General features: G+C 39.9%; 21 protein-coding genes and 1 pseudogene. 5 read left to right on the forward strand and 17 right to left on the reverse strand.

Annotation, left to right across the window (positions count from 1 at the left end; genetic code table 11):
• The 8 genes and pseudogenes from AB7942_RS28230 to AB7942_RS28265 form a co-directional block, all read right to left on the reverse strand.
• A partial coding sequence (locus tag AB7942_RS28230; RefSeq protein ID WP_483310942.1) for a nuclease/transposase family protein occupies positions 1-791 on the reverse strand: 791 nt, incomplete at its 3' end.
• 224 nt (positions 792-1015) lie between these two features.
• Positions 1016-1288, reverse strand: a pseudogene (locus AB7942_RS28235) (SDR family oxidoreductase); the annotation flags it as partial.
• Positions 1276-1593, reverse strand: coding sequence for a LysR substrate-binding domain-containing protein (locus AB7942_RS28240; protein WP_369449436.1), 318 nt, complete (start codon positions 1591-1593; stop codon positions 1276-1278). The pseudogene AB7942_RS28235 and the gene AB7942_RS28240, both read right to left, overlap by 13 nt.
• Positions 1594-1934: 341 nt before the next feature.
• Positions 1935-2960 (reverse strand): GerAB/ArcD/ProY family transporter, encoded by a 1026-nt coding sequence (locus AB7942_RS28245; protein WP_369449419.1) that lies wholly within the window; start codon positions 2958-2960, stop codon positions 1935-1937.
• 40 nt (positions 2961-3000) lie between these two features.
• Positions 3001-3225, reverse strand: a complete 225-nt coding sequence (locus tag AB7942_RS28250; protein WP_369449420.1) for a hypothetical protein — start codon at positions 3223-3225, stop codon at positions 3001-3003.
• On the reverse strand, positions 3222-4427 hold the full coding sequence (locus AB7942_RS28255; protein WP_369449421.1) for a Ger(x)C family spore germination protein: 1206 nt from the start codon (positions 4425-4427) through the stop codon (positions 3222-3224). The genes AB7942_RS28250 and AB7942_RS28255 overlap by 4 nt, the downstream gene beginning before the upstream one ends.
• Before the next feature lie 33 nt (positions 4428-4460).
• A complete protein-coding gene (locus AB7942_RS28260) occupies positions 4461-6026 on the reverse strand; it encodes a spore germination protein (protein ID WP_369449422.1) in 1566 nt (521 codons plus the stop codon).
• Between the two features lie 289 nt (positions 6027-6315).
• On the reverse strand, positions 6316-6459 hold the full coding sequence (locus AB7942_RS28265) for a DUF4046 domain-containing protein (protein WP_369449423.1): 144 nt from the start codon (positions 6457-6459) through the stop codon (positions 6316-6318).
• Between the two features lie 71 nt (positions 6460-6530).
• On the opposite strand from AB7942_RS28265, the gene AB7942_RS28270 reads away from it, so the two are divergent.
• Positions 6531-7625, forward strand: coding sequence for a GerAB/ArcD/ProY family transporter (locus AB7942_RS28270; protein WP_369449424.1), 1095 nt, complete (start codon positions 6531-6533; stop codon positions 7623-7625).
• A gap of 244 nt (positions 7626-7869) precedes the next feature.
• Positions 7870-8985: a GerAB/ArcD/ProY family transporter gene (locus AB7942_RS28275; protein ID WP_369449425.1), complete on the forward strand. Its 1116-nt coding sequence runs from the start codon at positions 7870-7872 to the stop codon at positions 8983-8985.
• 661 nt (positions 8986-9646) lie between these two features.
• On the opposite strand, the gene AB7942_RS28280 is transcribed toward AB7942_RS28275, so the two are convergent.
• From AB7942_RS28280 to AB7942_RS28295, 4 genes are all read right to left on the reverse strand, one after another.
• Positions 9647-11341, reverse strand: coding sequence for a sigma-54 interaction domain-containing protein (locus AB7942_RS28280; RefSeq protein ID WP_369449426.1), 1695 nt, complete (start codon positions 11339-11341; stop codon positions 9647-9649).
• A 236-nt stretch (positions 11342-11577) separates the two neighbouring features.
• Complete coding sequence (putP, locus tag AB7942_RS28285) at positions 11578-13041, reverse strand: sodium/proline symporter PutP (RefSeq protein ID WP_369449427.1); 1464 nt, start codon at positions 13039-13041, stop codon at positions 11578-11580.
• Between the two features lie 124 nt (positions 13042-13165).
• Complete coding sequence (gene pruA, locus AB7942_RS28290; protein WP_369449428.1) at positions 13166-14734, reverse strand: L-glutamate gamma-semialdehyde dehydrogenase; 1569 nt, start codon at positions 14732-14734, stop codon at positions 13166-13168.
• A 30-nt stretch (positions 14735-14764) separates the two neighbouring features.
• Positions 14765-15679, reverse strand: a complete 915-nt coding sequence (locus AB7942_RS28295) for a proline dehydrogenase family protein (protein WP_369449429.1) — start codon at positions 15677-15679, stop codon at positions 14765-14767.
• A gap of 376 nt (positions 15680-16055) precedes the next feature.
• Here AB7942_RS28295 and AB7942_RS28300 point away from each other — a divergent pair, with 376 nt between their 5' ends.
• Both AB7942_RS28300 and AB7942_RS28305 read left to right on the forward strand, forming a co-directional pair.
• Complete coding sequence (locus tag AB7942_RS28300) at positions 16056-16484, forward strand: hypothetical protein (protein ID WP_088087610.1); 429 nt, start codon at positions 16056-16058, stop codon at positions 16482-16484.
• A gap of 29 nt (positions 16485-16513) precedes the next feature.
• Positions 16514-17389, forward strand: coding sequence for a nuclease-related domain-containing protein (locus AB7942_RS28305; protein ID WP_369449430.1), 876 nt, complete (start codon positions 16514-16516; stop codon positions 17387-17389).
• A gap of 238 nt (positions 17390-17627) precedes the next feature.
• On the opposite strand, the gene AB7942_RS28310 is transcribed toward AB7942_RS28305, so the two are convergent.
• Both AB7942_RS28310 and AB7942_RS28315 read right to left on the reverse strand, forming a co-directional pair.
• On the reverse strand, positions 17628-18845 hold the full coding sequence (locus tag AB7942_RS28310) for a metallophosphoesterase family protein (protein ID WP_369449431.1): 1218 nt from the start codon (positions 18843-18845) through the stop codon (positions 17628-17630).
• A gap of 194 nt (positions 18846-19039) precedes the next feature.
• On the reverse strand, positions 19040-21367 hold the full coding sequence (locus tag AB7942_RS28315; RefSeq protein WP_369449432.1) for a glycerophosphodiester phosphodiesterase family protein: 2328 nt from the start codon (positions 21365-21367) through the stop codon (positions 19040-19042).
• Positions 21368-21741: 374 nt separating this feature from the next.
• Here AB7942_RS28315 and AB7942_RS28320 point away from each other — a divergent pair, with 374 nt between their 5' ends.
• The gene (locus AB7942_RS28320; RefSeq protein ID WP_369449433.1) at positions 21742-21915 is read left to right on the forward strand and encodes a hypothetical protein; all 174 of its coding nucleotides are present in this window, start codon (positions 21742-21744) and stop codon (positions 21913-21915) included.
• Positions 21916-22104: 189 nt separating this feature from the next.
• On the opposite strand, the gene AB7942_RS28325 is transcribed toward AB7942_RS28320, so the two are convergent.
• From AB7942_RS28325 to AB7942_RS28335, 3 genes are all read right to left on the reverse strand, one after another.
• On the reverse strand, positions 22105-23100 hold the full coding sequence (locus AB7942_RS28325; RefSeq protein WP_369449434.1) for a zinc-dependent alcohol dehydrogenase family protein: 996 nt from the start codon (positions 23098-23100) through the stop codon (positions 22105-22107).
• Positions 23101-23304: 204 nt separating this feature from the next.
• The gene (locus AB7942_RS28330) at positions 23305-24591 is read right to left on the reverse strand and encodes a Bcr/CflA family multidrug efflux MFS transporter (protein WP_369449435.1); all 1287 of its coding nucleotides are present in this window, start codon (positions 24589-24591) and stop codon (positions 23305-23307) included.
• 402 nt (positions 24592-24993) lie between these two features.
• A complete protein-coding gene (locus tag AB7942_RS28335; protein WP_369449437.1) occupies positions 24994-25761 on the reverse strand; it encodes a DUF817 domain-containing protein in 768 nt (255 codons plus the stop codon).
• Between the last annotated feature and the right edge of the window lie 144 nt (positions 25762-25905).

Below are 25905 nucleotides of genomic sequence, written 5' to 3' on the forward strand. Positions count from 1 at the left end.
TTGATCGATTTTAACCATTTGCCCTTGATAAGCAGAGGCTTTAGCCCCGTGTTATCGATGATAGTTGCCAGGTTATCTACGCCCAGATCAATACCCATTACTCGTTTCGGCTCAAATATCCATTCATCTAATTGTTTTTCTGATCGTTTGATCTCTTTTTCATCTTCACTTTTAAAAACGACTTCCATTACATACCGGCCATAAGTCGGGACAATCCGCACTTGTTGTAGTTTACCATCTATATGTGCGATTTTCCCCAGTTTTAATGTAAGAGGAGTACCTGGTAATGAAAGCACATTTCCATTTTTAATTTTGGTAATTTGATTGGTTAAATAAGAAGTCGTACGTCCATTCTTCGGTTTATACTTAGGAATCTTTGGCTTTCCTGAAAAGCTAGCAGGCATGGATTTATATTTCTTAGAGGCTTCAAAGAAACTTTTCCAATCATCATAAACTTTTTTCAAGGTTTGTTGATTGGACTGAGAGGGCATAGAAAGGTAATCGGTTTGTTTCATCACTTTAAACAGTGCTTCTACAAAGTTATAGGGAAGGAATGCTTTCTTTGGATGGGGCATTTTAAATAGATTTGGTTTTGGCTCCAAAACATGACCATTTTTATCTACTTTTTTAGGCCTAGATCGGGCTCTCTCAAAACTTTTTAGACGAATTTTATTCATTTGAGGTAAATGGTCTTGAATATCTGTTAGAACTTGAAGTTGATTTTCATTTCTTGTTTCTTTGTTTAAAGCTGTGTAAACCTGTCTAATATAGTAGTTGGTGATATTGTACAAGTTTTTCGCTTTAAAACAGAGTGAGTCACAGTAGTCGAACAATTCATGTTCCGGCTGAATTTGTATTTTATAAGATCGATACATACAAAAAAAAGAGCGTGTTTTGAAAAAAAGATTGATCAAAACACGCTCTTAATATATTCAATTGAATCATTTTTTTATAAAAAATTTTGATCATTTCTGTGATCCTTCCTCAATTAAAGCGCCCTTTAATTGAATACTAACTACATTCCGCCTGTTACACCAATTCCTTCACCTGTAATCGCTGCTGCACCATCCGAGGCCAAGAAGACAGCTGTAGCACCAATTTCTGATGGCTCAAGTAAACGTTGCATCCATTGTTTACCTGAGATGTGATGGTTTAGAGCTTCTTTTTCAGTTGTTCCATCCTCTGCTGCTAGTTTTGGTAACTGTTTTTCAATTAATTCTGTCCGTACTGGTCCAGGCATAATAGCATTAACCGTGATGCCATCCTGTGCAGTTTCTAGTGCTGCAGTTTGCGTAAAACCTCATGACTTTTTTTAAAAAAATGCATGTTAACTTCTTCTATAAAATAATTCATTAGCGGTGAAATCCATTTGTCTTTTCGATAAGCTAAATAAGTGGAAATGTACCCATATTTTTTATCAATGGGACGAGCCTTTAATCTATGTTGCTCTAATTCTTGTATAACGGTAATTTTATGGACGAGAGCAATCCTTAATCCACACAATACACATTGTTTAATGGCTTCCAGGCTCGAAAATTCGTAAGAAGATGAGTGAGAATTTAAACCTTGATCGCTCAAAAATCTTTCAAATATTGCACTTTTCGCAGCTACTCAAATTCATAATAAAATTAACTGAAAACAAATGGAATTAAACAATAAAATGAGTGTGCATAGCAATTCCAGTGCAAATCTATTTATTTTGATTGCTCAAATTATAGTGTTAAGTGTTCTATTATTCTTGTTCCACCTGCCAGTTACTTTAAATACATTCCTTCACAATCTATAAGAAAGGATTATCGGTAGTTCTGTGGTTTACATCAGAACCGAATGATTTTTATATGTACATTAATCATTTATGGTGTTTGATTTGTTTTTCAATTTACTGATCTTTTTCTTTACAATTATGATGAGTAATAGCAACATCGGAATTAACGTCATAATAGGTGTTTCATAAAAGGGAGCGATAGTTCTAACAATCTGGTCAGTTCCTGAAAGTTGGGATATTCCCATATACCGAATAAAATTATCAAAAAACCAAGTGGAAATACAATGGGTCGGTAGTTAGATAGATCTAACCATTGGGCAGTTCCTAGAACAAGCGCATAATAAAACACTGAAAATTTGACGAAAACCCCCAGCACCCAAACAACCATCAAGATGGACTCAAGGTGTTCAAAAAAGGTAGCAACACTAATGTGTCGGAAAACAATAAATACTGGATATGTATAATCGGATGCTGATTCTCCCAACACGAAAAGGCTAACTATATCGAGATAAACCATAGTTAACAAAGCAACAACCACCGAGATCATACTCCATTTCATCCCTTTTTCACGATCTGTCAAAAAAGGAAGCAGTATAGACATCAGAAAGACTTCAGCGAACCAAACCATCGGTTGAGCTGCTCCCATGACTGGAGGCATGATACCGCGCTCCATGATCGGAAACATATTCTCTGGTTTAAAGTTTGGTATGAGTAGAATCAACAATAACAGTGGGAACATAAAGATCGGAACGAACAGTTGAGCGGCTCTTCCCAACACTTCTACACCACCTCGTACAGCGAAAGCAGAAACAAGAGCCATACTTCCAATGACTACGATCATCGGGGTTTTAGGAAAAAAGGTATCAATAACAAAAACCGTATATTCCCTACAGATCGTACCAGATAGGTACAAGAAAAAGAACAAAATGATCAATCCAAGTACTTTTCCTAGAATCCGCCCCACAATATGCTGACTATATTGAATGATAGTCTCCTTTGGATAGATTTTATGTAACTGATATACAATAAATGCTGTAAAAAATCCGTTGAGGGACGCCAAAATTGGAGAAATCCACATATCACGATGCGCATAGCTGCCCGTAACAGCAGGAACAGCGAGAATACTGGTTGATATTATCGGTGGTAATATCATAAGTGCCATCTGAAATGCAGAAATTTTTCCTTTCTCCATCATTTTCTTGTCTCCTTCTATTGACTAATTTCCCATGATTCTACTATTTCTCAAGCAACTTACCAAGCGGTTTGAAAAGTTTTTCAATCATCTGTGTAGGACCTGGCATGTCCGGAAAGTACAGAAGGAGAATAGAAAGCAGCCACCCCATGGCCGTTAAGGTTACAAAGGCCGCTTTCTCCTTTTTCTGATTTTGATTTATTTTTGGCCATTCATATAATGTGATAAGAACCACACCTACTGTTATTGCTAACACAGTCCATATCATTTCTTTTCTACCTCATTTTCCGGAACACCCGCCGGTGAAGTACTCAAACCAGGTCGGCGTATACGCGTTTTAATAGCTATTTTTACGTCTACCTGCGGAAGGATCTTATCCCAATGATCTTTGACTTTCTCCCATTCTTTAGGGTATTTACGGTGAAACGCATCTCCAAAACCGAACGCATCTATATTCATCTCTTTCTTCACTTGTTTCAGGGATAAGTTTAATCGTTGTTTGATGTCTTTTTCTAAGTCCTTTTCTATCCTCTTCGTAATGATGGGGCTCATAATGTCAAGATGGCTTCCATTTTGCACAATCGTACCTTCCGATTTGACCTTGGCTAGGATCTTCCACTTTCCATTCTTTATGGTAGGGATGAGCTTCGTCTTTTCACGAATAGGATCTAACGATATAGATTCTCCTTTTTTGGGGTTTACCGTCACCGCAGTCACTTCGACTTCATTGCGTAACCACAACAGTCCTCTAGTTACTCTGATATCAATTTGACCGACCATTTTATCTTTCTTAAAAATAGCAGTCCCGATTATATTAGCAATCGTTTCTTGTTTATTTCCAGTCAATGGCGGTAACTTTTTAATCAATGGCAGGAGAGCCGCCCCTGTATCACCTGTTAACATCTGTTCAAAATCTTTCACGGTAATACTCGTACCAATACGCATCTCAGCAAGCTTCCGGAGCGCGTCTCCTACGTATAGCTCTAAAGGTGGCTTTAATTCTAGAATATTTGCTGCTTTCCCGACACTAACATACAAATAAGCACGTTCCCGAGGTTCTGGGTGGCGAAGTAAAAAGTCAATTTGCTCATGAACACCTCCTGCTTTCGCGAGCTTCTCCCCGATAATGTACGCTTTACAATGCCCCCAGAAGATTTTGCGTGGAAATTCTGTCTGGAGCTTTGACGCAGCATCTGCCATATTTTCTCCAATTGCCGATCTCACCAAGACCTGAGGACCTCCTCCGCCTCCGCCTCCTCCCTGCTGCCCGCTGCTCACAGCCCGGGGAATCAAAATTTGAATGGTAAGCCTGATGTTTTTCCCTTTTTCTTTGTCAATAGCAGCCCCTAATATCAGCGCCGTCTCATTCACTTCTCTTCTGTCCCAGCAACCGGTAAGCAGGAAACTAACCGATAACAAGAGAAGAACGAGGTACAACTTTGTAATGTTTTGAGACCGAAAGAGTTTCATCCTTACTCACATCCTTCTCGTTAAATCTTTACTCTACGATTCGTCTCCTTTGCCCGGATTCGGTTTTTGACCGGGGGCCTGTCGATATGGATTGAATTCACCAGTTAAATGTGGTCGTTTATTCATCTTCCACCATGGTGCTCGAATCAAGGCATCTTTCAATTCACCACTCTTCATCGGAGCGATTGGTGAAAGGTATGGAACCCCAAACGAACGCAACCCACATAAGTGGACGACGATTGTAATCACCCCAAGCATAATCCCAAGCAAACCCAGGGATCCAGCAAGAAAAATTATAGGAAAGCGCAGCATTCGTAATGCGATCCCTTGCGTATAGTGCGGGACCATAAAGGAGGAAACGCCTGTAATCGCAACAACAATGACCATCGGAGCGGAAACCAGACCAGCTTGAACGGCCGCTTGCCCGATGACTAAAGCGCCGACAATACTAACGGCCGCCCCGACCTGTTTCGGAAGCCGAACCCCTGCTTCACGCAGCGCTTCAAAGGTTATTTCCATCATTAATGCTTCCACCAGCGCCGGAAAAGGCACAGATTCCCGTGAAGATGCTACACTAATCAGCAAGGATGTCGGCACCATCTCCATATGGTAGGTTAGTATCGCTACATAGAGAGAAGGCAAAAGAATAGATAAAACCATAAACACAAAGCGCAGCAATCGGATGGCTGAACTAATCAGGAAACGTTGATAATAGTCTTCCGGCGACTGAAGCAAGGAAAAAAAACTAATCGGAGCAATTAAGACAAAGGGTGTACCGTCTACCAAGATCACTACACGCCCCTCCAGGAGATTAGCAGCTGCTACATCCGGCCTCTCTGTATTGATGAGTTGAGGAAAAGGTGAATAGGGATTGTCTTCAATCAGTTCCTCGATATAGCCACTTTCCAATACACTGTCTATGTCAATCCGCTGCAACCGGTTTTCGACCTCCTCAATCAAGTTTTGATCAGCAAGTCCTTTAATATAAGCAATTACAACATGAGTATCAGTATAGCGCCCGATTTTCATCGATTTCATTTTGAGGTCAGGACTTTTGATCTTTCGTCGGAGCAGGGAGGTATTGACTTGCAATGTTTCCACAAAACCTTCCCGCGGCCCCCGCACGACACTCTCTGCCGACGGTTCTTCAATCGATCGCTTTTCCCATTTGCACAAACCCAAAGCAAGTCCGGTCATTGCTTGATGTACTAAAAGTACGGAGAACCCGATTGAGATATACTCTATACACTCTGCGAACGTCTTAACTTCTTTCATTTTTGAAATATGTATCTTTTTCTCTAACAATTCACGCGGACTGCGAACCCTGCCTTCTGTTTCTGATGCAAGTGGGGCAAGTACATTATCATCAAGCTCTTCAAGATTAGATAAACCCTCTATATATATAAGGACGGCTTTTGTTTGTCCACCGATCAAAAATGTCCGAAAGACTACATCCATGCAATCCTGATACATGGAGTGAAGAACCTGTAAGTTTTCATCCAGATCGGAAGATAGCAGAACTTGCTGCCCGGTAACCTGTTGTTGCGTATTGAGTGGTTTTTGCTGATGGAACCTTTTTCGATTTTTTCGAAAGAACATGGACAGCGCCTTCCTTTTGTTCAAGGTTGTATGGAAAATCGTGGTGAAACTTATCTTTATCTTGCGATGTATCTAGAAAATCTATCCTATCTAATTGGAAATCTCTTGTACCTGAGGAGAACGGCTTTATCTGATTTTCTATCCATTCTGAAAGGGAATGTTATATGTTTCTACAATGACATAACGAACTGCTTCTATCGCTCTTTTCCGCCCCTCTTCCCCCTGCCAGTAACATGCGAAACCTGTTTAAATTCTAAAGGGTGAAATGTTCCGGGATACGCGTTTTGTATCATATCGATAAAGTTCCATCCATGTATCCAGCCGGATGGCGCAAACGATAATCCCATAATGTTTTTGCACCAACGCAATGAGGAATTTGTTCCGTAGGGTTACCTAAATGCTCTTCAATTAAATAACGTGTGATATAGGCCAAGTATTTCTTTCCTTGATCTAAATATTTACATGATATGGATATACTAATAAAAAAGTAATAAGGGGTAAAAGATGTTGGAAAAAGGAAAGATTTCATCCTTTCAGATGGGAATAATGATGTATCCGGTAGTAGTGGGAACAGCTGATCTCTTACTCCCAGGGATTACTGCAAAATTTGCCAAGAACGATTTATGGATCTCACCGATAATCGCTTCCCTCATGGGATTATTTACCTTGTTTATTGCTTATCAATTACACAGACTGTATCCGAACCAAACCATTATCCAATATAGCAAACACATTATTGGCCTGATTCCTGGTAAAATTCTCGGGATTATTTACTTATTCTTTTTTCTGCACGTGAATGGCCTAATAATTAGGCAGTATGGGGAGTTCATTGTAGGTAGCTTTCTTCCCCGAACCCCGATTAGCGTAGTTATCTCAACAATGATTCTCGTCTGTGCCTTTGCCGTATGTGGTGGTTTAGAAGTATTGGGGAGGGCTTCCCAATTCTTTGTACCGATTGTGGTTTTACTTTGGGGAGTAATAGTAATTCTACTTATTCCGGACATGGACCCGAAGAATATTCTTCCTATTTTGGAGAAGGGAATTACCCCTCCCATTATAGGGGCGATTACCCCAATGGGGTGGTTCACCCATTTCATTCTAATCTCTTTTATACTTCCCTTTGTAACTGATCAAGAAAAAGGGATGAAATGGGGAATCATCTCTATATTTGGTATCATGATCACTTTAGTTTTGCTCAATATGACCACATTTTTCGTCTTTGGAAGAAATACTGCTAACTATCTCTATCCTGTGATGTTCGCTGTTCGTTATATCCGCATCGCTGATTTTTTTGAACAAATAGATCCAGTTATCGTGGCGATTTGGGTGTCAGGTACGTTTATCAAAATCTCAGTATATTATTATGCACTTGTTCTAGGTACAACACAATGGTTGAATCTTTCTAATTGTCGACCGGTCGTATTTCCACTTGGTTTTCTATTGATACTGTTTAGTTTTTGGTCCATCCCTAGCTTGTTGGAATTGGTCCATTTTTTGAGAATCGTACCTTTTTATAATATGACAATCGAAATGGTCATCCCAACGTTCTTGCTACTTATCGCTGTCTTACGGAATAGAAATCGACAGAAAGCCAGTTAACATCAAGTTGTCCATTATTTTTCTTAACTTGATGGGCATGGAGTACCACACAAGTTAGCTTTGTACAGCGATCTAGTAAGTATCAAGCAAACGAACTCATTGCCCTTTGCGTATGGCTCAGTCAGGAAATCGCTATTTAATCAATTAATAATTTATCATAATGATAATTTTCGAACGTTAAAATGTTTTTCCTAATATTTTAAGGAGATACTAATAAAAAATTAATTAATGAGGTTAAAAAAGAATGATCGAAAAAGGGAAAATATCTGCTTTTCAGATGGGTGCTATGATCTATCCGTCCATCCTGGCTACAGGCATTGTTACTGTTCCATCCATTACAGCAACATACGCCAAGCAGGATCTCTGGATATCTCCGATATGGAACTGTCCCATCGGTTTGTTGATGGTGTTTGTTGTCCTCCAATTGCACAAGCTTTATCCAGGAGAAAATATCATTCAATATAGTGTGAGTATTATGGGGCGATTTGGCGGGAAAACACTCGGGATTTTCTATTTGTTTTTTTTCCTTCACAATAACAGTCTCATTTTACGTGAGTATGCCGAGTTCATCATCACTACCGGACTTTTTAAAACTCCGATCATAGTGGTGATTGCCGGTATGGTTCTAGTCTGTGCCTTCGCTGTACGAGGCGGTGTGGAAGTGCTGGCGCGCGCAGCATTGGTTTTTCTTCCATTGTTTACTATTCCTCTTCTGATGGTGAGTTTGATGCTTTTGCCTGATATGGAACCACGAAACATACTTCCGATCATGGGAAATGGGTTTCTACCTTCTTTAAAAGGGGCTTTTTTTATTGTGGCGTGGTTTGGTGATCTTCTTTACCTATCTTTTTTGCTACCGTTTTTGTCAGATCGAGAAAAAGTGGGGAAATGGGGGACGATTTCTGTTATGGCTATCATCCTGACCATGGTGGTTACAAATTTAGCTTCAGTACTTGTACTTGGCGGGGTTACTCAGCAAGAGTTATATCCAGTGATGAATATTGTCAGGTATATCAGCCTAGCTGATTTTTTTGAGCATGTTGAAGCGATTATCATGGCAGTTTGGATAGTCGGTGTGTTTGTTAAGTTTTCGTTTTTTTATTATGCCCTTGTACTTGGGACAGCCCAGTGGCTGGATTTGTCTGATTACAAATCGATTGTTCTTCCATTAGGTTTCCTCCAAGTTATATGCAGTATATGGGTAACTCCCAATCTTCAATATATGGGTCACTATTTTTCTACGACTGGGGCTTTTTATGTTCCCTTGATAGAAATCATGATTCCGCTTTTTCTGTTGTTTGCCGCTCTTATACGAAAAAAATACAAAGAAAAAAGCCCTAAGTCTTCAAACGTCCGATAAAAGGTTCAACTCTAAGTATTCGTCGGTGTTAGCTTGTTGGGCACCCTGGCAATTGGCACTTTCAGCAAAATGTGGAGAACATCCACTCAAACTGAGAAGGGCCGTTATATTGAGGCGTGGAAAAATAGGAATCCGCAATTAGAGGTAAATCATTTTAACCCGTTTCATTCATATCTTTAAAAATTTTGAGAATGAACGGTGTCGTAAAAGTCATTTCTAAATATCGGAGTATTGATCGAATTACCAATAAAAAAAACTGGATATCGATTTAATCGATCCAGCACGTAGTTTGTATATAAAGTTTTTCTTATAATTCTCCTTCATCCTTGATTTTCCACATGTATTAACGAACGATGTTAAATATTTTACTACAAGGACAATCTTCATCTGTCCCTAGTATCGGCCCCACCTACGCCAGATACGCTGACGGCCACGCATGCCATCCAACCCATTATTTATTATACAATCATTATCTTTGCACCATCTGAGGCATATTGTCCGACTTCAATGAAAAATCATGTTTAAATTAATACAGGATTTTAATCAAACTTATTTTAAAATCACACCACACATATTAGACATATCTAAAATGTGTGGTCCTTTTAATTTCAAGTGGTTTACTTATATAACCTAAATATAATTTTTAAAGTGTATTTTCCGTTTAATTTAATCCAAATTCTTTTATTTTGTTATATAATGTCCCTCTTGAAATCCCTAAAAGGTTAGCCGCTGCACTTTTATTTCCATACGTTTTACGTAAGGCTTCCTCAATCTCTAACACTTCAGAATTTATTACAACATCTTCCTGTTGATCACTTTCCCCTATTGGGCTGTTCGTTTGTTTCACAATCAACTGACTCTTCATAGTATCAGGCAAATGTTCATCGGTAATAACGGATTTGTCATTAAGGAGAACCAACCGTTCCATCGTGTTTCTAAGTTCACGGATGTTTCCTGGCCAATCATAGTTCACTAACTGGTTCATCGTTTCAGAAGAGATCTCCGGGACAGGCTTTTTATACTTAGAGCTGAACTCTTGAATATAGTTCTGGGTATGAGCAATGATATCCTCTTTTCTGGTTCTTAATGGCGGGATATCGATCGTAATAACGGATAAATGAAAATAAAGCTGCTCGTTAAAATTTCCTTGTTTCACGAGAACCTCAATCGATTCTGAGGTGGAGGTAATGATTCGTGTGGGCGAGGTAATTTTCTCAACTCCACCCACCCGGTAAAAACGATGATCGACCATATAATTTAATAGTTTCCCTTGGACCTGAAGCGGCATCTTATCAATATCTTCTATGAATAACGTACCTTCTAAGGCTTGCTCGATCCGACCGATTTGTAAGGTTTGTTGTTCCGCTGTAAAGGTTTCCTTTTGAAATCCGAAAAGTTCCATTTCCAACAAGGCAGGAGGAATGACCGAACAGTTTAGTGTGATAAAAGGACCTTCGGCTTTTGTGCCGCCATAATGAATCGCTTGTGCAAGCATTTCCTTACCAGACCCAGGTTCCCCTGTTAAATGGATGGGGATATCCGCATGGGCAACCTTTTGCGCAATCTTCAAGGTTTCCTGAAATTTAGGACTCCCGCTTACCAGAGTTGAAAAGGGATTGGATTTTTGAACAAGCAAGGTTGAGTTTGAATCCAATTCTTCGTTAAGCCGGATAATTTTCGTGATATTTTGTTCGGTCGCGACGCCGCCAATAATCCTATTTTCGATCATGATGGGTGAAGCGTTAATGAGAACATGCGTATCCTTATCAGGTCGATGATATTGTCCTCTTACCGGGCGTCCTTCATTTAAAATTCGGTGAAGGACAATCGATTCATCACGAAAGTGTTCCCCTATTTTTTTTCCGAGAATGTACTCTTTTTTAATCTTATAGGTTTCTTCTGCTGTAGTATTCCAATAGACGACATGTCCCGCTTGATCGACCGCTGTAACCGATTCATTAATCGTCTCCGCTAAGGTCTGAAAATAAGCAGAAACTTGGCGGTTTTCTTTTTCAAGCATTTCGATCCTCTTTTCAGCTGAAAAAACACCGATTATTCCCTTTTCGTTTTTAACTAGAACCGGTCTGCGCCAATCAACAGAGGTATCGATTTCATTGACATCAGAAATGACGGTGGATTCCAGCCAATGGAGCTGTTCAAGCCAATCAATAATGGGTATGGAGTCGTCACCTAAGGCCATCAGGCTGTTTTCATCATGAGTAATGATAAAGTAGGTTCCACCTGATACAATAACAAAATTGTACTCGTTAAGTTTCTTTTTTATTTCTAGTAATGGTATATGATAATTTACAATTGTAAAGGAGTCATCCAGTATAAATGGTGCACTTTTGAACATACTAAAATCCTTTCAAGCTTTTTCTTCACTTTAACATAAATTCAACGGCTATTCTAGCGAACCAGCCCTTTAGGTGTGATATCGTAATAGCGCACCAGTAGGACTCTCCTAATATGAATGAACATTAATAAAAAAAGCTGAACCCGTATGATTATTCGGGTATCAGCATTTTCACAAAAATATTCTATAAACCTACTCTTTTGGTTCTACCAGTTTCAGGGCCAATAGGATTATGGTTATGCCGAGTGTTTATACTCGTCAAATTCTCTTTGTAATTGCGCACTCGGTTCGGGAGTCATTAAGCTGACAATCCAGATGGCTGTCAAGCCTACGATGAATCCTGGAATGATTTCATATAAACTATTTTTTAATACCGGTACACTGGCCCAAATGATGACCGTGACTGCACCGCCAACCATTCCGGCAAGAGCGCCCCATCTATTCATCCGTTTCCAGTAAAGGCTCAGCAGAATGACAGGACCAAAAGCGGCTCCAAAGCCAGCCCAAGCGTATCCGACCAGCGATAAAATGGTTCCATTTTTATCAAAGGCAATCACAACTGAAATAAAGGAAACGACTAGCACCGATAGTCTGCTGATCAACAGTAGTTCTTTATCTGTTGCTGAGCGGCGGAAGAACGTCTTATACACATCTTCAGTCAGTGAGCTTGCTGTCACAAGCAGCTGGGAAGAAATCGTACTCATCACCGCTGCTAATAATGCGGCCAGTAAAAATCCAGTAATTAATGGATGAAATAAAATTCTGCTTAGTTCAATAAAGACGGTCTCAGGATCAGAAAGTATGAGACCTTGTTTCGAATAAAAAGCCAAGCCGATGAAACCCGTAAACATCGCACCACCGACAGAAAAAATCATCCAGCCCATACCAATTTGTCTTGCTTTTTTAATTTCTTTAACGGACGAAATAGCCATAAAGCGGACAATGATATGCGGCTGGCCAAAGTACCCTAAGCCCCATGCCATCAACGAAACAATTCCTAAAAAAGTGGTCCCTTTAAAAATATCAAATAACTTAGGATCGATCCCCTTTATTTCTTGAAATGCGGACCCAAATCCGCCTACTTCCATTATGGTCACAGCTGGGACTAAAATTAGAGCCGTTACCATAATTAAACCTTGTACAAAATCGGTCCAGCTCACCGCTAGAAATCCGCCAAATAAAGTATAGGCAATCACAACAGCAGCGATAATCCATAGTCCTGCCTGGTAATGCAGATTAAAGGTGGTTTCAAAAAGAACCCCGCCTGAAACCATTCCTGACGATACATAGAACGTAAAAAAGACAATAATAATGAGTCCAGAGGTCAAGCGCAGCATATTCGAACGGTCACCAAAACGGTTCTCAAGAAACGCAGGAATGGTCATCGAGTTGTTGGCGTTCTCTGTATAAGTTCTTAACTGTGGTGCGACATAAAGCCAGTTTAAATAGGCCCCTATGGTTAAACCAATCGCAATCCATGAGGCACTCACACCTTGAGAAAACATCGCCCCGGGAAGACCCATGAGCAGCCAGCCGCTCATATCAGATGCCCCAGCACTTAGTGCTGTCACAGCAGGCCCCAGCCCTCTTCCGCCTAACATATAATCTTCTAGATTAGACGTTCGCTTGTAAGCAAAATAACCAATGATCAGCATACCCACCATATAAATACCGATAGAAATAAGAATCTGTGTATTCAAAAGCCCATCCCCCATTCTATTTTTGACTCCAAAAATCACATGAAGCGCTTACAATTAAAGTTTAAACACGGTTGTTTTTTGGGGAATCCCCCCCTGTAGAGGGGGTTCCCCGTTTAGGATGTGATTAACGTTTTCTAGATTTCAGTTTCGCTTGCGTAAACAACAGCAGGTAATCGTATCCGCCAGCTTTTGAATCGGTTCCTGACATGTTGAATCCGCCAAATGGATGGGCACCAACTAATGCACCCGTACACTTTTTATTAATATAAAGGTTTCCGCAATACATGTTTTCAAGGGCATACTGAATGCGTTCTTCATCCTGGGAATGATAAGCGCCCGTCAATCCATAGTCCGTATCATTATAGATTTCAATCGCTTCCTGCCAGTCAGCTGCTTTCGCTAGGGCAAGGACCGGGCCAAAGATTTCCTCCTGCATGATCCGGGCTTTTGGTTGAACATCCGCAATCACGGTTGGTTTAATGTAGAAGCCGTTCCCATCTGCTCTTGAGCCGCCTGTAAGCAATCGGCCTTCTGTTTTGCCAATTTCGATATAGCCCATGATTTTATCTACTGATTTTTGGTCGATTACCGGTCCAATCGCATAGTTCTCTTCAGGAAGACCCACTGTTAGATTTTTTGTTAACTCCGTTACTTTCTCAACCACTTCATCATAAACCGATTCCACAATAATCGCTCTCGAGCCCGCGGAACATTTTTGTCCTTGGAAGCCAAAAGCCGAAGCGACAATCGCCGCTGCTGCTGCATCCAAGTCGGCTGTTTCATCGACAACAACCCCGTCCTTGCCGCCCATCTCAGCAATAACACGCTTTAACCACAATTGGCTAGGCTGAACCTTTGATGCTCTTTCATAAATACGGCATCCGACAGCACGTGAGCCTGTAAAAGAGATAAACCGAGTGTTTTGATGCTCGACCAAATACTCACCCACATCGATTCCATCCCCTGGCATATAGTTGAGGACGCCTGAAGGAAGACCGACCTCTTCCATTAATTCCACAAATTTGGCTGCAATCACAGGAGTAGCATCCGCCGGTTTCAAAATAACCGTATTTCCTGATACAATCGCTGCGACCGTTGTTCCCGCCATGATCGCCAATGGGAAGTTAAACGGAGAAATGATAATCCCAACACCAAGAGGAATATAAGAAATTTGATTGTCTTCCCCTTGAATTTTTACAAGCGGCTGATGAATGCTTGTCTCGCTAAGGCGTATCATTTCTCTTGCATAGAATTCCATAAAATCGATGGCTTCTGCTGTATCAGCGTCAGCTTCAGCCCAGTTTTTCCCTGATTCATAGACAAGGTAAGAAGAAAACTCGTGCTTGCGCTGTCTCATTAAATCTGCTGCTTTGAATAGATATTCCGCACGCTCAGCCGGAGCAACCTTTTTCCAGGTTTCAAAGGTTTTCAACGCTTCCTGCATCGCTTGTTCAGCTAATTCCTTGTTCCCTTTACTAACTGATCCGATGACTTCATCTACATTTCCTGGATTAATGGAAATGGTTTGTTCTTCGGTAAATAACTTTTCATTGCCGATCACGAGCGGATACTTCCTGCCTAGCTCCGTTTTCACTTTTGCAAGAGCTGCAGTCATCGATTGCTTATTTTCTTCCAGAGAAAAATTGGTAAAAGGCTCATTTTTGTAAGGTGCTTGTTGTGTTGCGGTTGTCATAATTTTCCGACTCCTTTTTATATAAAATTGCTATTTTAATAGATTTTTAAGAACAAACCAGACATTGGCGGGTCTTTCAGCCAACCGTCTCATAAAATAACCAAACCAGTCTACCCCGTAAGGCACATACACACGGACATTAAACCCTTCTTTTACTAGTTTTGCTTGAATATCCTCACAAATTCCATAGAGCATTTGAAACTCAAATTGTTCTTTAGCTATTCGGTGTTCACTGACTAGCGTTTTTGTAAAGTCAATCATCGCTGTATCATGGGTGGCTACCGCTGTATAGTTGCCGTTTAATAGATGCTGCTTAATAATCTTTTTAAAATTTTCATCGACCTCTTTTTTCTCCGGAAAAGCAACGGTTGGAGACTCTTTGTATGCCCCTTTTACGAGACGCAGGTTTGCATTCAGTTGATGTAAATCGGCGATATCCTGTTCTGTTCTAAAAAGGTAGGCTTGAATAACGAGTCCTACATTGTCATATTCCTTCCGAAGCTCTTTATAAATATCCAATGATACTTGACAGTGATCATAATCTTCCATATCGATTCTGACAAAATTCTGATGGAGTTTAGCCCGGTTAAGAATTTTACGCATATTCTTCATACATAACTCTCTGCTAATATCTAGGCCAAGCGATGTCATTTTAAGAGAAAGATTGGAGTTGACCCCTGCTTCAGCAATCGCATCGAGGGTTTGAACACACATGGCAGTTGATTCCTGTGCTTCTTCTTCTGTATAAACAAATTCCCCCAGGTGGTCTAAAGTGACCATTTTCCCATCATGATTCAACTTTTTCACGGAATCAATAGCTGTTTGGATGGATTCCCCCGCTACAAATCGCCCTGCTCCAAAACGCAAACCGTATTTTTTTGCTAGTTTGTTAGCTGAGGTATTCTTCCCAAGCGATTGAAACATATTTCTCATTAATAATTCCATGCCTTCAAACCTCCTTCATAGAATGAACATTATTGTTTATTATGTAATTCCTTTATCCAACCTTATAACATATTACACAGAAGTGTCTATATATTTTTAAAATTTAAACACATTTGTTAACTTGTTAACCTGAATATACTCCTTGTTCAGTAAAATTTGAACAATATTGTAAGGGAATCAGACATAGTTTTTTTATGAATGGTTTTACCTTCCATACGCCAATAAAGACAATCTATGAAAAAAGACCCTGCAAGCGGCGATATCCCGCCACTCCATGCGATAGGAATAAAGTCTAAAGGAAAATAGATGGATTTACTTTCTACTATTATTTCTTAAAAATAAGAGTAGTAGATTTTGAAAGGTAGCGATCGAGAAAATGCTTTATATAAGAGATATTGAGGCAATAATTGAAAATACTTTGCAAGAGCACCAATTAACTATTGATTATGAAATGAACAATAAACTCCTTGCACCTATGAGCTTTAATGTATCGACGAATACGATTAAGTTTAACTATTTACAAATTAATGGATATATTGCAAATATTAACTTTAAAATTAAAAAGACAGATGAAGATTGTGTTAAAATTATTCTATATCGTCAACTCGGTTATTATTTAGAATTTAAGAATAACAAACATGATTTAAGGGTATTAAAATATTTCGAAGATGAAGAAAAAGCACAGCTTCTAGCTAAAATAGAAAAGAATGCTTGGGATTCTGGCAGAACATTGGTACCTGAAAAATTAGTAAATTCCTATGATAAAGTCCGTGAATTAGATAAAATGCTATTAAAAAACTATTAAATATGATCTGATAGACAAGGAGAAATGAAATGACCTGGATAATTATTTCCACAGTACTAGCTGGATCTGTTGCTTGGCTTATTTTTATCGTAAAAAAGGAAAAGGCGAAACAAAAAGAAATGAGAAGCAACCATTTCCAAGAAGTAACAGCCATTAAAGAATGGCAAAAGGCTTCGATGGAAACTGCAGCAACTAAATTCGATGAGAAGGTCATGCGTTTGAACGAATCATTCCAACGTGAAATAGAAAAACTGTTGATCGAAAACGAAGTGATTCGGAAAAATTATCGAAACGGTGAGGAAATCATTACCCATCAGGTACTAGAAAATTTCAAATCAGATCTAGTTAGAAAGACACTTATCTCACCAGATGAAATGATTATTATGCCGAACATTTTTATTCCTGAGATAAATGGTAATACGCGGCAGATTGATCACATCGTCCTTTTATCAACCGGTATATATATAATAGAAACAAAACACTGGAAAGGCCACATCGTTTTGGGATTAAAAAGAATGGGCGGCCACAAGTTTTCGTTCTTAACAGAGATAATAGATAGTGAAAAAGAGGAAACGCTCGTATTTGATAAGGATGAGTCGGGAGCTTTAACTGTGAAGACATATGAAAATCCAATTAGTCAGGTTCAGGAGTCCGCCGTCATCCTATCCAATTATTTACAAGATCAAGATATTACCACATGGATCAACACATTGGTATTCTTTAATTACGATGAAAATGAAAAAGAGGTTCACGATTGGTCGGATAACAGCATCGTAAAACGGGTTACGGATAAAGAACAGTTACAACAGTATTTTATCCATGAGCTTACCTCCAAAGATAGAATATATGGCGCTTTTCAGCTTCAAAATATAAAGCATCTGATCGAACACGCTAATTATATTTAAGTTTGCTAGAATTTAAGAGAGGTAGGATACGAGTTTCCTCTTTAGGAGAAAATGTGCCTAAAAGAAGCTTTAATCGTTTTTTTTTGACTTAATTTATTGAATATTAAAGACATAAAAAAGGCAGATGAGGATTCATCTGCCCTTCCTTTGTTAAGCTTTAAAATTTATTCTTTACAGTCAAGTAAAGGGTGACTGATGGCTAAATCCACTAATTTTTACGAAAAATCATTAATGGATTTTAACTTCTTATAACTTTTTCATGCTTTTTGCTTTCATCAATAGGAGCTGGAGCAATACTCTGATCATTGGCTGTTAGATCAATGCCATAGTCCTTAGCAAACACCATATGTGTTTCCACTAGCACGTTCTCGGTGTTTTCATCTAAATTGAACACCCTGGCACCGCGCAATCTATTTCGTTCTGCCCCTGGAAGGCCGTATGTACCAAAGCCAGTGCTGCCAGCATAGCCTAGCAAGATTCCATAATAATTGCCCATATACGTGTTCACATGGTCATGTCCGCAGAAGACCCCTTTTACATCGCCTCTCTCCAGCATAGCTGAAAACATGCCGCCGTTAATTGGACCCGGGCATTCCTCTTCATTTCTTTCTCCTACAATGCTGTGTTTGTTCAAAGCAGTGGCATGATGTGCGTTCGTTCTTCCGTCAACACTTCCAAACCACATAAATCTGTGTTCCCAGAGAGGGATATGAATGAATACAAGTGAAGGAACCTTATGCCCCCATTGCTTCTCCAGTTTTTTGGAGGTCTCATAATACCAGCTAACCTGGTTGAAACGAAGCCAGTCCCATGTTGGGTATCCTTTAAAGTCTTGACCTGCAATCGTTGAAGGAGCATATCTCCCGCTGTCAAGCAGCCAGAGGTTGAAAGCGGCATCCGTGCCTTTGGAATTTTTGATAAGCAGATTCATATTCCCTGTTCCAGTAATGTCTTTTACTCCAGGCTTGTTCATATTGTATCGGTATGACATATAAATCCGGAGCATGTCCTCCTCATCAAGGCCGCTTTTTGGAGTTGAATCCTCATCATGGTTCCCGAAAGTAATGGCCCACTTAATCCCTCTTTGCTCCAATGGCTGGGCTATATTATTAATCGCTTGTTTCATCTCCGTTGGCGTGTCACAGCCTCCTGTGATGTTGTCTCCGTTAAGGACCACAAAATCAGGTTTTTCTGTATCTAGCACTTTTTCCATCAGCTGTATAGTCCGGCGGTCAATGTTTTCATCATCCTGTGTATCGTTAAACTGTACGATTTTGAGTTTTCCGTCCTGATTAAATTGAAGCTTGATATCATCATTTAATTCGGCATGTGCTGAGCCAGTGAACAATTCAGCTGGAAGGCCGGCTGATCCAAGTGTTAAGGCAAGTGTACTCATTCCACCGATTTTGATAAATTTCCGTCTGTCCATTTCTAATTTAGAATCCTGATTACTCATAACAAAGCCTCCTAATTTCTTTTATTAAGGATTTAAAAAACTAAACCTATTAATAGATTAGCAAGGCTATATTAAGTCCATGTTTCCTTTTTGTAAATTATCTATTATTTATTGGTAAAGATAGAATTTGGATAATCGTTACCGATAACAATAAAATGCGCCTCCCATTGAAAGAGGCGCATTTGTCTAACTTATCATTCTGTAACCGTTACTTCAATCGGCTCAGCTACTAAATGCCATTCCTTCCCAAGCATTTGGAAGGTATGCATCGCAAATACATTAACCGTTCCAGGCTCAATCGCTTGAATGGTATTTCCTTGGATTTTCACCTTTGTTTCTCCGCTGTTTACAAAGAGCGTAGTCGAAATATTTTCCGTTTTGGCTTCACGATAGTTCACAAAAGATTTCACCTGAATCGTTGCTGATTTTCCGACCTTCAGGTTGACCTTTTTGTTCGGAATTTCCAGACGAATCGGCGCATCCGTCAGCCACTGAGTATAGTCTGTGATTGGTCCGACAACGCCAGCCTCCAAGGCTTGGCCAAACGGATCCTCGTTTCTAAACGTCCAATGCATATTCAGGAATCCGCGCTGGCGCATGAATCGGATGAATTCCGGATTCAGACTCCCATAGTCTGCGTTCAGTGTCGCGTTCATGCTGGCCCCGTACTGCATCATTTGCTGAGCTTTTTTCAGCCTGCTTTCTACCGTGGATGGTACACCTGACGAATAAAGATAACCAGTGCCAACTTCAGGGTTAAGACTGCGGGTATTTCTGATATGATTGGCATTAAAACTTTGAATCACGACGTTATCAACCATACCGGCTTGCTCAATTTCCTCCATCACTTGCTTCTCGATACCATCCGCCTTAATCTCTACAAGCAGGACTACATCTTTCCCCTTGAACTCATTTAAATACTCTATAAATGTAGGTACCTTCTCCCCTTTGAATTCTGGACTAAACTTGCTGCCGGCATCCAGGGAACGAATCTGCTCAAGTGTTAAATCCTTTACATACCCTTTACCGTTGGTTGTACGGTCCACAGAATAGTCATGCATAATGACTAGCTTACCGTCCTTCGTCCTCTGAACATCAGTCTCAATCATATCCGCACCTAATTCATAGGCCTTTCGATAGGAAGCGATCGTATTTTCAGGAGCAATGGAAGGTACGCCTCGATGTGCAGCAACCACAGGACGCTGCACAAGGGTATTCTCTGGATACTGCCCCAAAGCTTCAATGGAAGCTGAAGGTTTATCTGTTACAATGCCGTCTATTCCAAGATGAATAATCGAATGGGCCGCTTGCAAATCGTCAGCACCGATTCCCCAAACGGAAATAGCACGGCTATGCAAATAATGAACGGTATCAGGGCTAAGATTTTTTTGTGGTATTACTGCCACCATTGCATCACTTTTATGAATGTCACGCGCAAATGCGGCAATGTCATTCTTATTGAAGGATGTCTTATTGTAAAGAAGGGCACCGCGAGCCGTTTTAATATAACCCCTCATTTCTTTAACGATTGCAGGATTGCTGGATAAAATTTGAAAATCCTGTGTCTGTGTTTCCTTCATGATATTCGCGAGACCTTCAATATCCGCATGTTCTTCCACTTGAACAACCGGAATGAATTTGCCTTTGATGTTATCTAGGGCTTTTTCAATAGGTGCCCCGTCAACCGTCCATTGCCCCTGCCCGTTCCTATTTGCATGCAGAAGAACTGAAGCTGCACCTTCTTGTGCAACAGATTGCGAAATAATCGTAGGCGGGTTTACTATATTCGTTTTCACTTCTTGCGGTAGAAATGCGTTCGTACTTGCTAAAGAAGGAAGGGCATTTGGATATTCATTCACTTGAACATTATCGAACTGAACTGTGGTCCCATTCGCTTGAAAGCCAACATCTCCATTTGTCCATTTCCCGGCCTGGTCCGTATCAACCACAAGCTGGCCATCGATAAATTGCTGCACACGATTTCCGCTTGCAATCACTTTTATATGATAAGTCTTATTAAAAGTCATATTTTCAGGATAAAAATTCGTTTCGGGCACAACCCACTGATTGCTTTCATTCCGAATCGCAAACTCCAGCCCGTTCAACGCCGTAGTGCCTTTGCGCATCGCGAATTGATAATACGGATAAGAATTCGGCTGAACACGATACATCAATGAAGCCCATCGGGTGTCTTCTACTGCACTTTGAAACGTCATGTCTGCTTCAAAAACGTAATTCCCTGTTTGGTTTCCTAAAGGAATAACTACTCTGGCAGGAGCGCTGGAAGATGGAGACGATAATACTAGTTTGCCGTCAACGACCTTGGCATCTCCCTGTACAAGCTTCCAGCCGGCAGGCAGCATTCCATTAGCGATTTGGTCGAAATTCTCCTGTTTGATAGTTTGCTCCGCTGCATGAGCCTTGGTTAAACTATCAATCGGAGCCATCCATAAACTTCCGAAAATACTTGCTGATACTAAAACAGCTGTCAATATTTTTGATTTTCCCCTGTAATTTGGCACCTAAGTCAGTCTCCTTTTTATTTGGTAGTAACATTGTGACTGAATGACGAGTGTTTTTGTGTATTCTAATAGATAGAGTGCAAAGAAATACATACACTTACTAGGGAAATTGTACTCAATGAAGTTATATGTAGCATTAATGTATTTTAAAGATATTGTAAAAAATTGCAGGCCTTTTGTATTAAGGTATTTTCTACCATTCTCGATATCTAGGACATACTAGGTCTAAATAGTAGTGTTTAACATGTATTCATTTTCATAAACCTAAACAAACTATTGTTGAAATAAGTGAAAACGTTCACAAATAAGTGTGGTAATCGCTTACAAAATCGTATATAATTATATTAAAATTATAACTTGAGAGGTGAAACCGCATGAAAGAATATATCTTTCTTCTAGAAGAACCGGTGCGTACTAGAGAAATTAAGATTTTAGCATCAGGAATGATGGATGCCTTCAAAAAGGCAAAGGAATTTCGAAAAAATATTGTCCAAGGTACTAAATTAAAGGTCAATATGATCTTAAAAGGTGTTAGATATACGGATTAACCTTAAATAAAAATATATTGAAAGGAAAAATCCTAAACTATATGTTCTTATTAAGATTAATAGGAGATCAATAAAGGAGAACACATTCGCTGGTTAACGAAATGTGTTCTCCTTTTAATTTATATTTTTAAAAACTTGGTTTCTTTAGTGAGAGTATATCCTTAAATTAATTAAAATTTTCCCCACTACTTACCATTCATTTGTTATTACGACCTTTCCAATTGCCTTTTTAGATTCCAGGAAAGTATGTGCTGCCTTTACTTCATCAAAATTAAAAACTCTTTCATCGACTAAAGGCTTGAGTTTCCCTTCTTCTACAAGCTTCGTTACTTCTCTCAAAATCTTCCCGTATTCCTGCCTTGTCTCCTTATTAATTACTTTTAAAAGCATGAAGGTAATATGTAAGGTTAGTGCCTTGGCATGAAGAAGAGACAAATCGTGCGTTGAGCGCGCCGCGATTGCTAATACTGTTCCGAATGTGGCAGCAGCTTGGAACGATAGATCGAGATTTTCGCCACCAACAGTATCAAACACAATGTCAAACCCTTTTCCATCTGTATATTCCTTTACGTACTCCTCCACTGATTGTTCCCGATAATTGATGGACACATCTGCACCCAAACGCCTTCCTATGCTTAACTTTTCCTCAGATGAAGCCGTTGTGAACACTTTGGCACCGGCTAGCTTTGCTAGTTGAATTGCCACATGACCTACCCCGCCTGTGGCTGCATGAACAAGGACCGTTTGTCCGTTTTGAACATTTGCACGATTATAAAGTGACTCCCATGCAGTAATTGTTACTAGAGGAAGCGCCGCTGCTTGTGCCATCGTAACATTTTTTGGTTTAGGAGCTAGAAGCTGCACATCCGCAAGCATATATTCAGCAATGGCACCGCCTGTTCCTTTAAAACCACCTGCGCAACCAAAGACTTCATCACCGACCTTAAACTCTGTTACTCCTTCTCCGACCTCTACAACAACTCCTGCTACATCGCCGTGTAACACCGCCGGAAACTCTGGTGCAACTGCTGGTACCGCTCCGCCGCGAATCTTTGTATCAATCGGATTTACACTTATTGCTTTTACTTGAATAACAACATGCCCAGGAATTGCTTCAGGCTTAGGAAGCTCAGCAATCTCGAAAACAGATGGATCTCCAAATCTTTTAATCACTTGTGCTTTCATTTGTTATCACACTCCTCTCCTATCATTTTACTATAAGCCTCTACAATTTTTAAAATAAAGCGAATCTTGGAATTATCTTTTACTAACCTGCGCCTCAAGCTGGGAAGTTCCATCCGTACGTTTAACGTTAGATTCATGGTAGATAAATAAAGGAGAACACATTCGCTGGTTAACGAAATGTGTTCTCCTTTCATTTTATATTTTTTAGATACTGGGTTTCTTTACTGAGCACTGGTCATTGGATAGTGGTATCCGCAGCGAAGCTTTTCGTACCAATACAAAATAGGATAGGAAAGCCAGTAAACTGGAGCAAAAGATGATGACGCCCATAGGAACGCCTGAATACGCCCCTGCTACTCCCACAAGTGGAGCCGTTAATGACCCAAGTACAAATGGCAACAAACCTAATAAGGCAGAGGCACTACCCGCAATATGTCCTTGGTTTTCAATCGCTAAAGTAAAAGACGTGGTTCCAATAATACTGATGGAAGATACAAAAAAGAAAATCGGAATCGCAACTGCGAGAAGTGGTGCGTTTAATAGTAGAGCGATGAGTAAACCGGCACCCGCAATATTAGCGATGGCTAAACCTATTTTTAAGAAAGTCCGCTCCGAAATAGTGTCTGCAAAGCGGCCGACCATCTGACTTCCAATAATTAATGCTAATCCATTGGTCCCAAATAATAAACTAAATTGCTGCGGTGTGACTTCGTAAATATTCTGATAGACAAATGGAATCCCAGATACATAGGCAAAGATTCCTGCAACAGTAAATCCTTGAGTCAGTGCGTACCCCATGAACGTTCGATCTCTGAATAAAGAACCAAAGTTGTTCATGATTTGTGGTAAATTGCTTGGAACACGGTTTTCTGTTGGCAGCGTTTCTTCTAATTTGAAAGCAACTGTGAAGAGCAGCACCGCACCTACACAAGCCAATGCAATAAAAACACCATGCCAATTGGTAAAAGCAAGAATCCCCCCTCCAGCAATCGGTGCAACGATCGGCCCGAGGTTCCCCACTAACACCATCATCGTAAAGAACTTGGTCAGTTCCCTCCCACTAAAGAGGTCTCGAACAATCGCTCTAGAGATCACAAGTCCGCCAGCAGCAGCAAAGCCCTGGACTAAACGAGCAATGATAAGGAAATAGATATTCGGCGCCAACGCACATGTTATAGAAGCAAGTAGATACAAGGTAATAAAGATAAGCAAGGGTTGTCGGCGGCCTTTCACATCACTCAAAGGTCCAATGATCAATTGCCCCAATCCCAGGCCTAATAAACAGGAGGTTAAACTAATTTGTACAAGTGAAGCCGTCGTATGAAAATCTTTTACAATCGTTGGAAAAGACGGTAAATACGTATCGATTGTAAAGGGTCCTAACAATCCAAGTGATCCAAGAAGTATGGCAAGCTGTATTCGTTTTTTCCCACTAGGTTTATTCAATGTCCATCGCCTTTCAATAAAAGAAGTATTTTTTGCTCGTTGCATTTATTTCGATATCCAAAATAATAAATTTTATTATAACCTGAGACTTGCTCAGGGGTAAACAATTAAAATTAATGGAAGCGATTCCAATTTTCGCCTTTTTGAAATGAAAAATGAATCAAGGGACGGTTCTCATGCTCCGTCCCCTTGCTTTATAGGAAAATCCAATTTAATTATCTCCTTTACTGTAAGATCAAGCCGGACATGAAAAGGATTTTTTACAAGCAATGAAGACAGTAAACAAAGCAAATCTGGGAAGATCCTGATTTCTAGTGGGTTTTTATTTTGTCTTTTAACATTAACATGAACGATAACAACAACCAGAATATTTACATTAATTGTAATCCGAATATTCACATTAATATTAAACGGCAGTCGTTAATTAAAATTATCTGAATATTATTTTTAAGTGGGATTTGTCCCCTTAACCTGCTTTAACGTCGCTACTATAAGAAAGCTGACGATCACTAATAAGACCCATGAACTCACCTTTCCTAAATCAACGAGGCCCCATGCATCGGTTTGGTTTGGATATTTCCATGCTCCAAAAAACGTTGCGATATTTTCGGCTATCCATATAAAAAATCCGATCAGCACAAAAGAAAGTGCGAGTGGCATACGGTAACGAGTTCCAACAACCTCGTATGTGACCCATGATTTCCAAAAGACGATTATGACAAGTCCAAATAACCACCAACGAACATCAAACCAATAATGGTGAGTGAAAAAATTCAAATAAATAGCAGCTGCAAGAGATACAACTACGGAAAATGGCGGCCACTTAATCAGTTTAACCTTAAGCCTCCTCCACGCCTGGCAAAGATAACTCGCCACACTTGCATACATGAATCCGCTATACAAAGGCACTCCAAAAATTTTGAAATATCCTTCCTCTGGATAAGACCAGGAGCCCATATGTGTCTTGAAAAGTTCAAGAGCGAGTCCAATCAGGTGAAACAGTGTGATTACTTTTAGCTCATCCCTTGTTTCAAGCCCAGTACGGACCATCCACCACTGCATCAGAAGGGAGATGATGAGCAGCCAGTCATACCGTGGCAGGAAGGGAAGTGGAAGGATTTGTGTAATAGCCAAAGAGGCAAAAATAACAACAGGAAACAAACATGATAGAGCCTGCTCCCAACCAAAACGAACGAGCTGTTTTAGAGCTGCGATGAATTGTGCCTTCAAAGGTTTCCTCTGAGAATTATGTTGTATAGGTAAATTCATAAGTAACTCCCCTTTTATCAAAAAGCAGCGTAAAACCCCTAGCTTTAGCTATGGGGATATAAGCTGTATTTTTGTTCGTTTTTTTAGGAT

It is taken from the genome of Neobacillus sp. BF23-41 (assembly GCF_041106275.1).

Coding starts and splice junctions, on each gene's coding strand:
- AB7942_RS28305 (WP_369449430.1), top strand. CDS start 16,514: ATGACCTGGATAATTATTTCCACAGTACTAGCTGGATCTGTTGCTTGG.
- AB7942_RS28300 (WP_088087610.1), top strand. CDS start 16,056: ATGCTTTATATAAGAGATATTGAGGCAATAATTGAAAATACTTTGCAA.
- AB7942_RS28250 (WP_369449420.1), bottom strand. CDS start 3,225: ATGATATGGACTGTGTTAGCAATAACAGTAGGTGTGGTTCTTATCACA.
- pruA (WP_369449428.1), bottom strand. CDS start 14,734: ATGACAACCGCAACACAACAAGCACCTTACAAAAATGAGCCTTTTACC.
- AB7942_RS28270 (WP_369449424.1), top strand. CDS start 6,531: ATGTTGGAAAAAGGAAAGATTTCATCCTTTCAGATGGGAATAATGATG.
- AB7942_RS28325 (WP_369449434.1), bottom strand. CDS start 23,100: ATGAAAGCACAAGTGATTAAAAGATTTGGAGATCCATCTGTTTTCGAG.
- AB7942_RS28330 (WP_369449435.1), bottom strand. CDS start 24,591: ATGCAACGAGCAAAAAATACTTCTTTTATTGAAAGGCGATGGACATTG.
- AB7942_RS28320 (WP_369449433.1), top strand. CDS start 21,742: ATGAAAGAATATATCTTTCTTCTAGAAGAACCGGTGCGTACTAGAGAA.
- AB7942_RS28280 (WP_369449426.1), bottom strand. CDS start 11,341: ATGTTCAAAAGTGCACCATTTATACTGGATGACTCCTTTACAATTGTA.
- AB7942_RS28260 (WP_369449422.1), bottom strand. CDS start 6,026: ATGTTCTTTCGAAAAAATCGAAAAAGGTTCCATCAGCAAAAACCACTC.
- AB7942_RS28295 (WP_369449429.1), bottom strand. CDS start 15,679: ATGGAATTATTAATGAGAAATATGTTTCAATCGCTTGGGAAGAATACC.
- AB7942_RS28275 (WP_369449425.1), top strand. CDS start 7,870: ATGATCGAAAAAGGGAAAATATCTGCTTTTCAGATGGGTGCTATGATC.
- AB7942_RS28310 (WP_369449431.1), bottom strand. CDS start 18,845: ATGAGTAATCAGGATTCTAAATTAGAAATGGACAGACGGAAATTTATC.
- AB7942_RS28245 (WP_369449419.1), bottom strand. CDS start 2,960: ATGATGGAGAAAGGAAAAATTTCTGCATTTCAGATGGCACTTATGATA.
- AB7942_RS28255 (WP_369449421.1), bottom strand. CDS start 4,427: ATGAAACTCTTTCGGTCTCAAAACATTACAAAGTTGTACCTCGTTCTT.